The following is a 15,556-nucleotide window of genomic DNA, read 5'->3' on the forward strand; positions in this document are numbered from 1 at the left end:
ATACCTTATTGCTTGATGATTTTTATCGATGCTGTCATTCCAACGCGCAATTGCACATTGTTTGGTCTCTGTTTTAACGTTACTTTGACCGGAATGCGTTGAGCGAGTCGAATCCACTGAAAATTGGGATTCACCGTTGGCAGTAGCTCATTTCCCGTTATGCCATCTTGCTTGGCAATGCCGTAGCCGATGCTCGTCACTTCAGCTTCTAAAGGTTGGGCTGGGTCGATCAACAAGGTCACAAAAGCTTTGTCGTTGGGATCCACGCCCTCTAGGTCGGTTTCTTTGAAATAGCCCTCTACCCAGAAACTGTTGGCATCAATCAGTGCAACAACAGGGCTGTTGGCCACAACCTGAGATCCCACCCGCAGATGAAAGTTGGTAATAAAACCATCGGTTGATGCGTAGACTTTGGTGTAATCGAGGTTGAGCTTAGCCTCTTCAACCATGGCTTTGGTTAGGCTTAGGTTGGCCCTGGCCGAGTCAACCGCGTTGCTCAAGTTATTGAGTGTCAGCGTCGCAACAGATCCCGGCGTGCGGCTTTGCAGCGCGAGTGCGCGATTTTCTTCATTGAGCGCTTTGTCGAGGGCGGCTTGGGCTTGCTCTTGAGAAGCGATGGCTTTGTGATACGCCGCTTGATACAAGCTGTCGTCGATTTCAAACAGCAGATCGCCTTTAGTGACTTGGCTGTTGTCTGATATATGAACGGCGGTCACTTGGCCGGTAACACGAGGCGTAATCGAGACGATATACGCACTGACGCGGCCATCACGTGTCCACGGATTTTGCGTGAACACCGAATAAAAGTTGGCGATCACTGCTCCAGCACTGAGTACCAGAATCAGGGTAATCAAATAACGCTTAATCATCTTCTCCCCCTTAAACAATCGAAATGACTTGGCTGAAAATGCCGGTAAAGATCACAAAGAGACTGATCTCAGCCAGTGTCGGGTGAACAATGTATCGATATAGACCGGTTTTGACTGAAATTGTCGTGGCGAGCAGGGTAAACCCATAAGCAAGGGCCGCAACCAATAGAAGTGGAGTGAAATAGACATCACCCCATACGATCTCATGAGGTATAGCGTGCATAAGTGTTCTCTGTTTAGCGTCTTTGCCTAGAGAGTAACTGTGGTTGTTCTTATTAAACACTCGCGTATGTAGGGTCGTATCCTTCAACCCAGAAGAGATTTCTTTACTTCGGTGTAATGCGTGAATAGACAGATCAGAAGTGCGCCTTAATAAGTAATACAGCCTATTTGATTGATGATTTGGATATGTAGGGTCTGGTCCTACATATGCGATTGGTTTGCGGCAAAAAAAACGTCAATACTGAGCCCATCAACACGATACAGACGAACTCGTATTTAAGGTTCACCTTAGGCAACACTATTAGATTTAATTATAGAGAGATACCCAGATGAAAAAATTAATCGCTTTATCAATTGCAGCAGTTATCACTTCGGGCGCGGCAATGGCCAACGTGATAGTTAATGAGACAACAACGAACAAAGTCGTTGCAGAGACACACGAATTTTTCCTTGAAAAAGGAAATCGCGTGAAGCTTCAATTCCCAATCGCAGAATCACATTTTGCTTGGCAAAACATTAGCCGTTTTTATAACACGGCGCAGATCGAACGCGACGGCGCAGTTTATCAGTTCCCGTACTCTATCGATGCGAACATTGGGAATATTAAAGCAACCGTTCAAGGCGAAGAACGTACCCTTAACGAACATTTAGATGATTTCCCGGTTGACGCTTTCCTTGTTGTAAAAAACGGCGAGATTGTTTTCGAGCGCTACAACACAATGCGCAAGACAGATAAACACAATTGGTTTTCAAACTCGAAAATTACTACAGGTATAGAACTAGCGAAGCTAGTCGAAGAAGGCAAAGTTAAGGAACAAGATCCAGTTTCAAAATACATTCCGGAGCTTAAAGGTTCAGCTTGGGATACAGTGAAAGTGATCGACGTTGCAAATATGGCTACAGGTTTGAACGCAACAGAGCACGACGAACCAAATCCAGATTCACGTACGAACCCAGAACAGCCGTTTTTTAAATGGTTAGTTTCTATCGGGGTATTTGACGGCGATTCAACACAAAAGCCGCTTGATGTACTGAGCGAAATGACACGCCGCCAAGAGGCGGGCAAAACATTCGAGTACAACTCGATTAACACGTTTGTTCTTGCTCGAATTATTGAGAATGTACGCGGCTTGCCAATGAACGAAATTATCAGCCGTGATCTATGGCAGAAAATGGGTGCAAACAACGATGCTTATACGGTTGTTTCTCCGGTCGGCGGTTATCCATTAATGTTCTTCTCTATGAACTCAACAATCGAAGATATGGCTAAATTCGGTATGTTGTTAACCCCATCAGGGGCGAAACTTGGTGACGGTGCGGTTTCTGAAAAAGTCGTTCAACGCATTCAAGCGTCCGGCCATCCAGAAGCGTTCGAGGGCGGTTACGTCGGTAAAGTTATGGCGAATTCATTCTATAACGACACGAACTTCAAGAACGGTTACATGTTCGATACGATCTTTGAAGACGGCGATTTATACAAGGGTGGTGTAGGTGGTCAGGGTATTTACATTTCGCCGGACAAAGATCTCGTTGTTACGTTCTTCTCTACAAGTACGGGCAAGAACCAAGAAGAAACCTATGCCCGAGAAATCGCAAAATACTTCGCGAACAAGTAAAACAGTTTTTACTTGGTTTGTAGGTATTTAACTAAAGGAATTGTATTAGCCCCGACTCAAGTCGGGGCTTTTGTCGAGGAGAATATGCTCAAGAAAGGAAGCGCTAGAGGTATACACGATTAAGGCATTGCCTGATGGTAATCAAGCCATTGAAATCGGCGATACGATTAAAGCGTCTAACATCGTGACCTATCAGTAGCATTTAGTATCGTGTTGAATGGAGCATGGCTCCCTTGTTGCTGTTCGGTATTCAGCCAATAAGCTTTTTGACTTCCGTCCTCACACAAATATTCCGTACCATGTTCGCAGTCGACTATGGCAAGACTGGTCATCACTAAGGTAACTCACATTATGAAAAGCGTTATTTCCATCCAACCTCATTTGGTTTGTGGTCAGGCAGGCAATAGCTCAACGGTTTTCCCTGTTCAGCGCATGGGCGTTGAAGCTTGGGCAATTAACAGCTTGCAGTGTTCAGACAGTTCCGCGAACCCAGTGAGTTTCAGCTATCCGGCGGAAAACGTTTGTCATCTAGTACAAGCTCTAGATCGAAACGAGCGGCTTAATCAATGCAACGCGATCATCTCTGGGTATCAGAGCTCACTGGCGCACAATCAAGCGGTGTATGAGGCGGTTAAGCTGGTGAAGTCACGCAGTGTCGGCGCGTTATATGTTTGTCACCCATTGTTTGGTCGTACTAGTGAAGCGCGCCAAACTCACCCAAAGGCATGCCGCTATATTGTTGACCAATTAATGCCGATCGCGGATGTTCTGGTATGTCAGACAGAGGAGTTGCAGTTGTTCACTGAACTCCCCATTGATAATGAAGAAAACGCCGTACGTGCTTGTCAGCGGGCTTTGGAGAAAGGCCCGAAAATTGTGTTAGTTAGCCACGTGCCGTGCCTTGCTGATGGGAGCGTCTCGATGATGTTGGCGACGCCGAAAAACGTCTATTCAGTGCAAAGACCTTGGATTGAATTTGCCAAGGCTCCGGTCGGCGTCGACGACCTTCTCACTGCTGTTTATACGGCCTGTTTAGTCAATCACATGTCACCAGTCGCGGCGCTGCGTCATACCAATAACGCGCTTTATGGTGTGCTAGAGACAACGCTCAATAGTGATAGCGATGAGCTACAAACCATTAGCGCGCAATATGAGTTTGTTGAACCTACCCACGACTTTGCGGTACAGAAATACTCTATTTGATATCCTGCTCAAGAGATACGAGTTATAGGTGGTTGATTGCGCTGGTTATCATGGCAAAAAAAGTGCTATCTTGTGATTATTCATCCCCAACCAACCCCTTACTGCTATGAACTTTAGTCTTGAACAGCTATTGGCATTTGTCACCGTCTATGAGCACCTTTCATTTAGTAAGGCTGCGGTAAAACTTAATAAGCATCGAACCACCATAGGTCAAGTTATCACTAACCTTGAAGACCAACTCGCGGTCACGTTATTTGAACGAGTTGGTCGCTCAGTTGAACCTACCGAAGACGGCCATCTTCTTTATCACTATGCTAAGCAAGCGATCGAGCAAGCCCGCGTATTTGACAAAATTGCCCTCAGCCTTTCTTATGGCGGTCTTGAACGCGTGGTGATTGCCTATCCAAGTTTTGTTCCTCATCAAGCTCTATTTCTGATTCGCCAACAATTAGTCCAAGATTTTCCGACCATGCGCGTAGAGTTTCTTGTGCGTGATCGCGACGAAATAAAGCAAGGCATCGTTGATGGCAGCATTCATTTTGGCTTGGTGAACATTCATGAAAGTACCGCAATTCATAGTTTTGACTCGACCTTTTTAGGCCACGTAGAGTTTTTGCCTTACGTACAAGCTGGAGGCCGATTGGCGCAAATGGATAAAGCTACAGTAGTGGGTGAGCTGCAAACGGAACGGCAGTTTATGCTCAAGTCTCTGGTTGATGAGGGCTTGGCCGATAAGTTCGTATTTTCAGCCAACAATGAGCAAGTCGACCAACTGGCCTTGGTGATTAAAATGATCAAAGAAGGGCTTGGTTGGGCGTGGTTGCCTAAAGCGTTGTCTGAGTCTCAATTTGCGGTCGAAGGGGTGTCGCCACTTGAACTCGATTTGATGTTAGAAGGAATGAAACTGCCAATCTCCTTGTGGTGCCCACACGCCAAAAACATCAAAGAGGTGAGGGGGTCAATCATTAAAGCGATTAGTGATCATGTGCAGAAATACAAAGAGCGCTAGTCTCAGTGAGCTTACGTAGGATCAAGTCCTACGTAAGCGATTCTTAATCTCTCATTAGCTTGGTTATAGTCATCTCATTCAAGGCCTAGAGCCACCGGCATTGAGCTCCTGCTCACTGTGAGATGACTATGATGAACAAAACTTGTCCCCTGATGTTGGTTTGTGCCAGTACCTTCTTCGCTTCATACACCAGCGCCTCGTTTTTTGACAGCCATGATGGGCAGTTTGATCTTGGGTATCATCTTGCTGAGAACGCTTACCGCTTTTTGCCTGTGCCCATTTTAATCACCGAGCCGGGCGTTGGAGAAGCGAAGCTGGATATTTACCAACCCATAAAGTTTGATGGTATAGGTGCACTGCCTGCTATCGATACCATCAGGTTTGGTACCACGACTCAAGTCGCGGGTTTGATGCAAAAACTTCAATTTCGAGTCAAGACACGTCACTGATGTTAGGAGCCAAACAAGTGCTCGCAGTGTCCAGCGTCGATTTGAACTTTTACGGAAAACTAGGACAAGCGATAGATAAAATTAGTCAACATTTGAACCTTGGAGAGTTAGACCGCACATCGGTCACGTCAGGGTTAGGGCTGGTGGTTGACTACGATACTCGCGACAACTTGTTTTATCCGACTCAAGGGTATCAACTCAGCGCTGAGTACATGGTGTACGATGAGGCGCTCGGCAGTGATTACAACTATTACAGCCTGTCGCTCAGCGGGCAGGTCTATATTCCACTCAGTCCCTCTTGGAACCTGGCGTTTGGTGGTAACTATCAGAACTTTTCCAGCGACGATGCTTTGATAACGCCCACCGCTAAACCCTATGTCAGTTTGCGTGCCGTTGTGGTTTAAGGTTAGGTATCGATCTTGCGTTTAGTGACCAAGAAAATGCACTTTACTTTAATATTGGGTGCGGACTTTAACTGTGCTAAATACAGGGAGCATAACGCACCTTACGCGGATTTACTTGTGTTTATCACTGTGGGCAGCGCTAAAACGAGCACTGCAGAATATTCCCATCGGCGTCGAAGGCGATGTACAAGGTTTGCCAGTTCACCCCGGTATGCGCGAATGTCACGAGGCAAGTATTATGCTCAATAGCGACATGGCTAATCTCTCCAGCACTGATAAGCACATCCAACCCCTTTATTTGATCGGTAATCAGCGTGTTGTACTGGGCGTCATATTGGCTGAGCAATACGATTTTGTTCCTGCCTTGGGTCGCCAGCCTGTCAACTGAGTGGGCGAGTACTGCCAAATCGCCGGCTGGGGGGGCGTCTTGCTCGGAATGCGTCTGTTTGATGAGTGACAAGTATGCGATGGATTCATTTGCTTCCTGCTGTTCAAACACGTCGGCACGGGCTTTGTTTGGGTTATAGGCAAACACGTCAGCGCTTGATTGCGTCATGCCAAAGTCGATATTGCTGGCGAGAATAGCGTGCTCGGCAACCACCCCGGTTTCGCTATTTGGGCCAAGTCTGTCACCGGAGACCATCGCCGTCACGTACGAAAAAGCCGGGGTAAGGACAGGTCTGTCGCGCAGTTGATCAGAGTAGAACGCGATGTAAGCCGCGTTGTTGTCTGCGGCTTTTCTTTTTGCCATATGGTACTGGTGGCTAAGCCAGTTAACTGTATTTTTGCGGGCGTATCTTTTCGAGTTAGTGCTACTTGAATCTTCGAGAAGATAATCAGGTGCCTGGGTGATAAAGCTGATCCCTGTGGTTATCGGCTGATGTTGCTTGGGGCTGCAGGCGGTTAATAGGCTGGCAGCGATGGCGAGTAAGCCGAATCGGGAAAGGGTAGGCATGGTTTATCGAGATACTAAGTGTGACAAAGTTCACTATTTTCCAAGATCCCCCTGAGATAAACAAGTAGTCTAGGATGAGCGTGTTGTTTTAAATGCGAGGGCTGATCGGCTTTTAGTACTAATCTACGCAAGATTAGCTTGGTGATTCGATGAAAATATACACGACCTAACATGTCTTGATGGCAAAACGACCAGTTGGTGATGTTTCACTAAATTTCTTGTTGACTCAATTAGCTCAATCCGTAGAATGCACCCCATACCGCAGCGGGGAACACCTCGTAGGTATTGAAGGCGCGTTGGCAGAGTGGCTATGCAGCGGATTGCAAATCCGTGGACCTCGGTTCGACTCCGGGACGCGCCTCCATTTGCGACACTAGCTCAGTTGGTAGAGCGCAACCTTGCCAAGGTTGAGGTCACGAGTTCGAACCTCGTGTGTCGCTCCAGACATAGAAAAAGCCCTAGCAGAAATGCTGGGGCTTTTTCGTATCTGGCCTTCCCAACCTATCCTCATACTGTCCGCTCCCAGAACCGCTTGTTATACTTATTCGAGTAGATTTAATATCAACCACTTAGTTTGATAACTCACAAACTAACTCTGGTGTAAGCAGGGAGCAGATATGAAACTCAATTGTGATATGGGCGAGAGCTTTGGCCGTTGGACGATGGGGAAGGATGCCGACGTCATGCCGTATATCGACATGGCCAACATTGCCTGTGGATTTCACGCCTCAGACCCGGATCATATGGCCAAGACCATACAGCTGGCGGTGGAAGATAATGTCGAGATTGGAGCCCACCCGGGTTACGACGACAAAAGTGGTTTCGGGCGTCGTTCTATTCCCCATAGTGCCGAAGCCATTACCCGACTGGTGGCCTATCAAATTGGTGCGCTCGATGCACTGTGTAAGTTGTACGGTGGTGAAGTTAGCTATGTTAAACCTCACGGTGCCCTCTACAACGACATGATGTCACAATCTTGGATTTTCGAAGCGATTCTCAGCGCCGTTGCTGATTTAAACCAATACCGTTCTGCGCCGTTGAAGCTGATGATCTTAGCTCGGCGTGATAACCAACAATATATAGGATTAGCGGCACAACAAAATGTCGAGTTACTGTTCGAAGGCTTTGCTGACAGGGCTTACGATAGTGATGGTCTGTTGGTGCCGCGAGCGCAAGCGGGGGCGGTTTACCATGATAGCCAACGCATCCGCCAGCAAGTCGCCGAGCTTGCCGTGGGCAAAATCACCACCATTGATGGCAATACGCTAGAGCTGGATGTCGATACTGTTTGCGTTCATGGCGACAATGATGAGTCGGTGGCAATTGTCCGTCAATTGGCCGAGGACCTGGCCCATGTTCAAGATTGAGCCCGTATCTGAATGCAATGCGATAGTGTATTTCGGTGATCACATTGATCTGTCGCTCACGCCTAAGATCAGCCAGTTTGTTGCCTACTTGCAGTCTCTGTCACATCCTGCCCTGGTCGAGGTGATCCCGTCGTACACTTCGGTTCTGATCCAGTTTCGCCCTAGTGTATTGAGCTATGAGCAACTCGTCGGTGTTCTTCAATTTTATATGGGGCAATTGGAGAAGGACCTTCAGCAAGGTGATGCTCAGAGTGCGGCTGGTGGCTATCAGGCCAAGATCATTACTCTTCCGGTGTACTACGGTGAAGAAGCGGGGCCCGATTTAGCCGCGCTTGCGAAAACCAAAGGATTGAGTGTCGATGAGGTTATCCAGCGTCACAGCCAGCCGCTTTATACTGTGTGTGCTATCGGCTTCGCGCCGGGCTTTGCTTTTCTCGCTTCGGTTGACGAGGCCATCGCCACGCCTCGCCATAGCGAGCCGAGGAAGAAGATCCCTGCCGGCAGTGTCGGTATTGCTGATCAGCAAACCGCGGTTTATCCCAATGAGTCCCCCGGAGGCTGGCAAATTATCGGAAACTGCCCGCTGACCTTGTTCCAGCCTGACCAAACTCCCATGACTCCTTTCCAGGTTGGTGATCAGGTGCAGTTTACCTCTATGACCAAGGATGCATTTTTAGCCCAAGGAGGACAGCTATGGCCGCAATGGAAGTGATCCGCCCGGGGATGTTGACCCTGATCCAAGATGTCGGGCGATATGGTGCGGGGGCACAGGGGCTAAGCCAGGGCGGTGCGGTTGACTTGCATGCCTGTTGCTGGGCCAATTATCTTCTGGCCAATGACCCCAACAGCGCGATGCTGGAAATAACCTTAGGTCAGGCTGAGTTCCTCATTTTACAGGATTGCCGTATTGCCATGACCGGTGCTGATATGCAGCCTTCCTTGGATGGAAAGCTTGTTCCAATGTGGCAAAGCGTGTTGGTGAAAAAAGGGCAGCGCCTGGTATTTGGCTTTGCCCGCACAGGGCTGAGAGCCTACTTGGCGATTCAAGGCGGGCTGGAGTCACCCTTGATACTGGATAGTGCCTCTGCGGTACCGCGTAACCATTTGGGTGGCTTTCACCAAGGAATGGGGCTGGAAAAAGGTGATCGGTTATCAGCCAAACCGATATCCACTGATTTGCTTAACTATCAGGATAAGCAGGCGGCGGGCAGACAAACTTCCGGCCGCTTTGTACCCGATTACAGTAAACCTATCGAGTTGCGGGTTATCGAGTCCTATCAGCAGGCGAGTTTTTCGGCGGAGGAAAAACAGCGCTTTTATGCCAGTCGCTATACTGTTAGTCAGGAAACCGATCGTATGGGGTGTCGATTGTCGGGAGAGCCGATCTACGCTTCCATCGATGGCATCGTCTCTGAAGGTATTGCGCTGGGGGCGATTCAAATTCCTCCCAACGGTCAGCCCATCGTGCTACTCAATGATCGGCAGACCCTCGGTGGGTATCCCAAGCTGGGCTGTGTCGCTCGGGTCGATTTGCCCCGCTTAGCGCAGGCAAGGCCGGGTACCGCAGTGACCTTTAAACGTGCTAAATTGCCAGAGGCAGTAGAGCAATGGCAGCAATTTTCACGCTTTTTCGGCTTATCGCTATAAGCGAGTATCAGAGAGGTAAGTGTCGTTCTATGTATATTTTTGGTTATGGCAGTTTGATTAACCACGCATCTCGTTTATTAACCGGACAGGCAAAAGAAGCCCAGCCTGCTACCGTCTATGGCTTGCAGCGCCACTGGGGGAAAGTTGACAGTGCTTACCATATTTCGCCGCTTGTCGCGGCGCTCGGTGACGGGGTTTGCAACGGGGTCTTGGTGAGAGTTGACGAAAACGCGCTGCGGCAGTTCGACCACCGGGAAAGGGGCTACCGCCGTATCGAGCTCGATCCCACCCAGCTGGAGACCCATCAGCCGATAGCGCTAGATATACCGGTGTGGGTTTATACCAAGGATAATCACGAGCCGCCGTGCCATATCCAGCCGATTATGCAAACCTATGTCGATACGGTTTTGGCGGGTTGCCTGTCCATTTCCAGCTCTTTTGCCAAAACATTTGTCGAGACAACCTTGGGCTGGCATCATCCCCTGGAAAATGATCGCCATCAGCCGAAATACGGTAATCACGCCGGTGTTGATGATGATCATCTCGCGCATATCGATCAACTACTGGCACAGGTAAGAACCAAATAGTCATGGCAAAACCCAATAAAAAAGGCCCAACCAAAACCGTTGATATCTATTGTGCAGGATGTAAAACCCAGCTGTATAAATACCGCAAAGGAGGCAAGGGGGCACTGGTGAAGTGCTTCAAGGAGCGGATTGTGAAAGACTTCACCCTGCAGGAAGGGATATGCCCCCACTGCGAACAAGCCTTTGCCCGGGATACCTTGATTCGAGGTGCACCGGCTCTGAAAATGATTGGTGGCAAGGTGATAATGAAATAGTTTGAATGTGCGTGCAACCGCTAAGGGCGGTTTGGGGGAGTGGAGTGGGAAAACTGGCTTGTTGGCGGACAGACTTTCTTATTGCTGAGTAAAACCGCTTTCAGATCAAGGATCTTGCGCTTGTAGGTGGCTCGGACCAGTTGGTAGTCGACGTCCGGTGAAAACCACATTACCAACTTTCTGTCACTTTTCTTAATCTGTTCGACTCTAATCGTATTGATACTGCCGAAGTTGGAGTTGAGCCTCTCTTTGCCTTTGACTTGAAAATAGTAACGGTTAACGTCATCGGTGTCCTGCAGCTTGTATTCAAACTGGGCTTTTCCCTCAATCAGTCCCAGTCTCATTTGGCTGCCAATCGCGTCAACATCGAGCAATGGAAGAGAGTCGCTAGAAAAGGAAGAAACTTTTCCATCAACATTTACCTTGGACGATGTGCCGTCGCTGCTGAAGGAAACATCGGATTTACCGCCTAGCAAGCCGTTGACTTCGCGGCGAAACCCTTTGGACAGAAAACTTTGCTGCTGTTCTGACCAGTAGACTTGGCTCTGCTGGTTGAACCGGGTTTTGGTCGCCAATACCTCGATATTGCTATAGGAGTTTATTTGCGCCTGTTTGTCCTGCCATCGTAACACCCGCGTCATTTGGCCGATTTTCAGGTTGTTGAAAAAAAGCTGGTATGTCAGTGTCTTAGTGCACTGGTGAAAGACCGGGGAAGGCTCGGCGTACGTCTGGGCAGAGGCGACACTGCTAAGGTAAGCCAGTAAAGGCAATAAAACGTTGACCTGCACACATACACCTTCGCTACGTTCAATACATTGGTTGATGTAATTAAATTAGCAGGGCGCGGGTTAATATGCCAAATCGGCCTGCTCTGACAACAGGCCGATGTAGACATGCACAATCGCTTATTTCAGCAATCGCTTGAGGATTTTGCCGGTGGCAGTCATTGGCAGCTCCTCGACAATCTCGATGAGGCGAGGGTATTTATAATCGGCAAGGCGCTCCTTGCCCCATGCCACCAGCTCTCTTGCTGTTGCTGAAGCATTTTCCTTCAGGATAACCACGGCCTTGGCTTCTTCGCCGTAGGTCTTGTGGGGAACGCCAATGACCGCAATCATATGAACATCAGGGTGGGTCATGAAGGTTTCCTCGATATCACGAGGATAAATATTGAATCCGCCCCGAATGATCACTTCTTTGAGTCGGTCGACGACGTACACATAGCCATCATCATCCATGCGAACGATATCGCCGGTATGCAGCCATCCATTGACCACCGTCTTGGCCGTTTCTTCCGGCTTCTTGTAGTAACCTTTCATCACATTGTGGCCACGTATAAGCAGTTCGCCGGCTTCTCCGCGAGGCAGCTCCTGACCATTGTCACCAACAACTTTCATTGCCACGCCAGGCAGAGGCTGTCCAATACTACCCGGTTTACGCTCGTATTCCAGGTGGTTGAAGGCGGCGACAGGAGAAGACTCCGATAAGCCATAGCCTTCAATAACGGGTACTTTGAGTTTTTCTTCGAATTGCTTGAGGATTTCTACCGGCATCGAGGCCCCACCGGAGATAGCCACCTTCAAGTTGGCCGCAATCTCATCGATATCTTCTGTGCGGCCATGCTTCTCGGCAAACGCGAGCAAGCCCATAAACATGGTCGGTACCCCTGCCATATGGGTGACTTTGTAGGTATGCATCTGCTGGAGGACGTGCTTGGGAACAAAGCGTGGGATCAAGACCAGAGCACTGCCTGCCAGGATGGAGGTGTTCATGATCAGCGATTGGCCGAAGGTATGAAACAGCGGCAGGATTGCGATGCTGACATCCGTTCCCTTCTGGTTGGTCAGCGCTTGGCAGGCCTGAGCGTTGCACAGCATGTTGCTTTGGCTAAGCTCCGCCCCCTTGGCTCGTCCCGTGGTTCCCGAAGTATACAGGATCACGCAGGTATCTTCGGCGCGGCGGTATACGGCCTCGAAGTGGGTGTCGCCTGATGCTAGCCACTGGTTGAAACTGTGGGCACCTTCGGGCAAAGGTTCACCGCTGCCGGACTCGATAGAGATAAAGTGCTGGCAACTTGGGGTTTGGCTAAAGCCATCGAAGCAGTATTCACCACTAGGCAGGGCGCTGTTGCCCTGAAAGCTGATGATGGCCACTGCGTCGGAGTCATTGAGGTGGTAGGCCACCTCCGGGCCTTTGAGCAGGATATTCAGCGGTACAGTCACCGCCCCGACTTTTTGTATCGCGTAGTAGCCAATGACAAAGGCAGGCATGTTAGGGCAAGAAATGGCGACTTTGTCGTCGGGCTTGATACCAAGCTCACAAAGGCGGTTGGCAATGGCGTTGACCATTTTGTTCAGGGCTGAAAAGTTGATCTTCTCGTCATTGAAAATCAGCGCCGTGTCGTGTGGGCGGAAATCGGCGTTGCGTTCAAGGTTGGTGGCTAGGTTATACATAGACTAAGCTGCTTTTGGTATTTGCTTTTGATTTTAATTCCTCTGTAGAGCCACGGCTAGCCAAGGGGCCAAAAACTTCAGCAATATACTTGGCTTAGGGTTCGTTAGATCTGGAGGTAATGCGAATGGAACATGGCTTATCGACCAGTCCGCTCATTGCCGCTTTGGTGGGAATGATGTTGCTTGCCGCGGCCTTGTTGCTGGTTGCCAACCGAGTTAAGTGGCCATTTACTGTTCTGCTGGTCATTGCAGGGGGGCTGCTTCACGCTAGCGGTGTGGACATCTGGGCCGGGCTGGATCATTTTTCCCAGCCGGAAGTTGCGACCGAGATCATCTTGGTGATTTTGTTGCCGACGTTGATTTTTGAAGCGGCCTTCAACCTGGATGCTAACCGTCTCAGGTATAACTGGTTAGCTATTTTTACCCTAGCTGTTCCCGGTACGGTCATCACCACGTTGCTCATCGGTACTATCGTGGCGCTGCTTACCCCCCTGTCATGGGAAGTCGCTTTTTTGCTCGGTGCCCTGCTTAGCGCCACCGATCCGATTTCGGTCATCGCCCTTTTTAAAAAGCTCGGCGCCCCAAAAGATCTCACCTTGTTGATGGAAGGGGAAAGCCTGTTCAATGATGCAACCGCCATTATTCTCACCAAATTACTGTTGGCTGCGTTACTGACCGGGATCGGTATGCCCGACGCGGTGCTGTCGGGTCTGTTGAGCTTTGTTGTTATAGTGGTGGGCGGTATTGTGATCGGCGGCGTGCTGGGAGTGGCATTTTCATGGATAGCCGGACAGGTTGATGATCAGCCGTTTGTCGAAATTACCCTGACACTGGTGCTGGCTTACGGCTCTTACCTATTGGCCAATGTGATGGGCTCGAGTGGGATCCTGGCAACAGTAACGGCAGGGCTGGTAATGGGCAGCATCGGTCGGCCCAGGCTCTCGACGTCGGCCTACCGCTATTTGGAGCACTATTGGTCATACACCGCTTTTGCAGCTAACTCCCTGATCTTTTTGCTGGTCGGGCTCAGGGCCGATCTGGGGGTTATCATGGAAACTGGGCCGATCCTTGTGGTGGTGCTGCTAGCCATGCTGTTGGCCCGAGCAGCCTTGATCTACGGCCTGACCCCCTTGGTCGGGCGGGTGTCCCGCAACAGCCACCCGATTAGCTATCCCTTCCGCCACTTACTGTTTTGGGGAGGGTTGCGGGGAGCGGTGACGCTCGCACTGGCGTTGAGCCTGGAGCATACTTTTGTACTCGGGGAAACCGTCGTGGCACTGGCCACCGGCGCCGTGTTATTCACCATACTGGTGCAAGGTCTATCTATGGGGCGTCTTGTGCAGCGTCTCAAGCTTGATAAGCCGGAGCTAAGCCACCAGTTGATGCGTATGGAAGGGTGGCTCAGTGCCTACCACGAGGCAAAGCTGGAGCTGGAAAAAATCAAACAAACACAGGCCGCCCACTCAGCCACCCTTGACGATATGCTGCGCAGCATCGACGCGGCAATCGTTCGGCTTTCATCCGAGCTAAAAGAACAACGCGTCGGAAAGCTCGATCTTGAGACGGACTGGCGTTTGTTTTTGACTCGTTGTTTCACCATAGAGATCACCTTCCTGCACCAGTTATCAGAGAACGGCTACCTGACAGAAAGTGCTTTTTTGCGGCTTAGAGCGTCTATTCTGCAGCAGCTTGACGCCTTGCGGCATGATTACCCGTTGCCGGAACATAAGTACCTGATGAGCCGCTCTAAGCCCAACAACTTGCTGATGCGCTTTTTTTTGGGAAGAGAGGATTTTCGAAGTTGGTACGGGAAAGAGGAGTACTTGGAAGCCTGGGGACGAGCCCAGAGCTGTAAGCATTTGCTGAACTTTCTCAAGGAGATGGAGCAAAACGGTGAGATTGTCGATGTGCAAATTCCAAGGGCAAAGGAGCTCTACCAAAGCTGGATGGTTATCTCGGAGTCGCGAATGAATAACCTCAAGCGTAGTTACCCTGAGGCGATTCGGTCTCTGGGTACCCAGCAACTGAAGTCCTTGACTATCAATATACAGCGTCAGGCCATAAAACGGCAGGTGCGTGCCGGTGCCCTGACAGAGGGGATTGCCGATATTATGTTGCAGGAATTGAGTAGCGAATTGATGCATGCCCGAAGAGGGGATTTTTCCTTACTGCCGAGTCGGATTACAGGCTTGCTCAGCCGAACCAAGCACCAGCGCCGCACTTCGCGCTATTTCTAACGGTGCCGTGAACTTTAATCGGTGGGCGAGTCTCGATTCAATCGAACAGACAGTGATTGCAGGTGATGGGGAAACTTATCTGTAAGCGCGAAATAATTTTTGCGGCAGAGATATGTTTTATATTTCAATAAATTATATTTTGCAATTGGAACGAGCAAATGTCGTGGCTTGAATACCGAGAGTAACTCTTTGAATTATAAAGTGGGTGAAATCGACTCATAGCGGACATATGTGACAATATTAGGTCTGCTATTTGACGATTTTCTTAACGCCTCCTATTTTTA

15 protein-coding genes, 2 tRNA genes and 1 pseudogene are annotated in these 15,556 nt (G+C 49.5%); 13 read left to right on the top strand and 5 right to left on the bottom strand.

What is annotated here, in order from left to right; all coding sequences use genetic code 11:
* Window positions 1-5 precede the first annotated feature (5 nt).
* On the bottom strand, window positions 6-869 hold the full coding sequence (locus PTW35_RS06460) for an HlyD family secretion protein (protein ID WP_281026993.1): 864 nt from the start codon (window positions 867-869) through the stop codon (window positions 6-8).
* 10 nt (window positions 870-879) lie between these two features.
* Window positions 880-1,092 (bottom strand): DUF1656 domain-containing protein, encoded by a 213-nt coding sequence (locus PTW35_RS06465; protein ID WP_281026994.1) that lies wholly within the window; start codon window positions 1,090-1,092, stop codon window positions 880-882.
* Between the two features lie 328 nt (window positions 1,093-1,420).
* On the opposite strand from PTW35_RS06465, the gene PTW35_RS06470 reads away from it, so the two are divergent.
* The 5 genes and pseudogenes from PTW35_RS06470 to PTW35_RS06490 all read left to right on the top strand — a co-directional run bounded on the left by PTW35_RS06470 (window position 1,421) and on the right by PTW35_RS06490 (window position 5,772).
* Window positions 1,421-2,707: a serine hydrolase gene (locus PTW35_RS06470; RefSeq protein WP_281026995.1), complete on the top strand. Its 1,287-nt coding sequence runs from the start codon at window positions 1,421-1,423 to the stop codon at window positions 2,705-2,707.
* Window positions 2,708-3,058: 351 nt separating this feature from the next.
* A complete protein-coding gene (gene pdxY, locus PTW35_RS06475; protein WP_281026996.1) occupies window positions 3,059-3,910 on the top strand; it encodes a pyridoxal kinase in 852 nt (283 codons plus the stop codon).
* A 106-nt stretch (window positions 3,911-4,016) separates the two neighbouring features.
* Window positions 4,017-4,919 carry a LysR family transcriptional regulator gene (locus PTW35_RS06480; RefSeq protein WP_281026997.1) on the top strand — a complete coding sequence of 301 codons (903 nt, stop codon included), beginning with the start codon at window positions 4,017-4,019 and terminating at the stop codon, window positions 4,917-4,919.
* Window positions 4,920-5,071: 152 nt separating this feature from the next.
* Window positions 5,072-5,221, top strand: a pseudogene (locus PTW35_RS06485) (glyceraldehyde-3-phosphate dehydrogenase); the annotation flags it as partial.
* 164 nt (window positions 5,222-5,385) lie between these two features.
* A complete protein-coding gene (locus PTW35_RS06490) occupies window positions 5,386-5,772 on the top strand; it encodes a BamA/TamA family outer membrane protein (RefSeq protein WP_281026998.1) in 387 nt (128 codons plus the stop codon).
* 139 nt (window positions 5,773-5,911) lie between these two features.
* On the opposite strand, the gene PTW35_RS06495 is transcribed toward PTW35_RS06490, so the two are convergent.
* Window positions 5,912-6,727: a hypothetical protein gene (locus PTW35_RS06495; protein WP_281026999.1), complete on the bottom strand. Its 816-nt coding sequence runs from the start codon at window positions 6,725-6,727 to the stop codon at window positions 5,912-5,914.
* Window positions 6,728-7,017: 290 nt separating this feature from the next.
* Between PTW35_RS06495 and PTW35_RS06500 the strand changes: the two genes are divergently transcribed.
* The 7 genes from PTW35_RS06500 (at window position 7,018) to PTW35_RS06530 (ending at window position 10,582) form a co-directional block, all read left to right on the top strand.
* Window positions 7,018-7,091: transfer RNA gene (locus PTW35_RS06500), tRNA-Cys, on the top strand.
* 3 nt (window positions 7,092-7,094) lie between these two features.
* Window positions 7,095-7,170: transfer RNA gene (locus tag PTW35_RS06505), tRNA-Gly, on the top strand.
* A 174-nt stretch (window positions 7,171-7,344) separates the two neighbouring features.
* Window positions 7,345-8,094 carry a 5-oxoprolinase subunit PxpA gene (locus PTW35_RS06510; protein ID WP_281027000.1) on the top strand — a complete coding sequence of 250 codons (750 nt, stop codon included), beginning with the start codon at window positions 7,345-7,347 and terminating at the stop codon, window positions 8,092-8,094.
* Window positions 8,081-8,806, top strand: coding sequence for a 5-oxoprolinase subunit PxpB (gene pxpB, locus PTW35_RS06515; RefSeq protein WP_281027001.1), 726 nt, complete (start codon window positions 8,081-8,083; stop codon window positions 8,804-8,806). Before PTW35_RS06510 ends, pxpB begins: the two co-directional genes overlap by 14 nt.
* Complete coding sequence (locus PTW35_RS06520; protein ID WP_281027002.1) at window positions 8,788-9,741, top strand: biotin-dependent carboxyltransferase family protein; 954 nt, start codon at window positions 8,788-8,790, stop codon at window positions 9,739-9,741. The genes pxpB and PTW35_RS06520 overlap by 19 nt, the downstream gene beginning before the upstream one ends.
* A 29-nt stretch (window positions 9,742-9,770) precedes the next feature.
* Window positions 9,771-10,328, top strand: coding sequence for a gamma-glutamylcyclotransferase family protein (locus tag PTW35_RS06525; RefSeq protein WP_281027003.1), 558 nt, complete (start codon window positions 9,771-9,773; stop codon window positions 10,326-10,328).
* A gap of 2 nt (window positions 10,329-10,330) precedes the next feature.
* The gene (locus PTW35_RS06530) at window positions 10,331-10,582 is read left to right on the top strand and encodes a hypothetical protein (protein ID WP_281027004.1); all 252 of its coding nucleotides are present in this window, start codon (window positions 10,331-10,333) and stop codon (window positions 10,580-10,582) included.
* Window positions 10,583-10,602: 20 nt separating this feature from the next.
* On the opposite strand, the gene PTW35_RS06535 is transcribed toward PTW35_RS06530, so the two are convergent.
* Both PTW35_RS06535 and PTW35_RS06540 read right to left on the bottom strand, forming a co-directional pair.
* The gene (locus PTW35_RS06535) at window positions 10,603-11,370 is read right to left on the bottom strand and encodes a DUF3108 domain-containing protein (protein WP_281027005.1); all 768 of its coding nucleotides are present in this window, start codon (window positions 11,368-11,370) and stop codon (window positions 10,603-10,605) included.
* 117 nt (window positions 11,371-11,487) lie between these two features.
* Window positions 11,488-13,035, bottom strand: coding sequence for a long-chain fatty acid--CoA ligase (locus tag PTW35_RS06540; RefSeq protein WP_281027006.1), 1,548 nt, complete (start codon window positions 13,033-13,035; stop codon window positions 11,488-11,490).
* A gap of 125 nt (window positions 13,036-13,160) precedes the next feature.
* Here PTW35_RS06540 and PTW35_RS06545 point away from each other — a divergent pair, with 125 nt between their 5' ends.
* The gene (locus PTW35_RS06545) at window positions 13,161-15,272 is read left to right on the top strand and encodes a sodium:proton antiporter (protein WP_281027007.1); all 2,112 of its coding nucleotides are present in this window, start codon (window positions 13,161-13,163) and stop codon (window positions 15,270-15,272) included.
* Window positions 15,273-15,556: the final 284 nt, after the last annotated feature.

Origin of the sequence: Photobacterium sp. DA100 (genome assembly GCF_029223585.1) — a bacterium.
Classification (GTDB): Bacteria; Pseudomonadota; Gammaproteobacteria; order Enterobacterales; family Vibrionaceae; genus Photobacterium.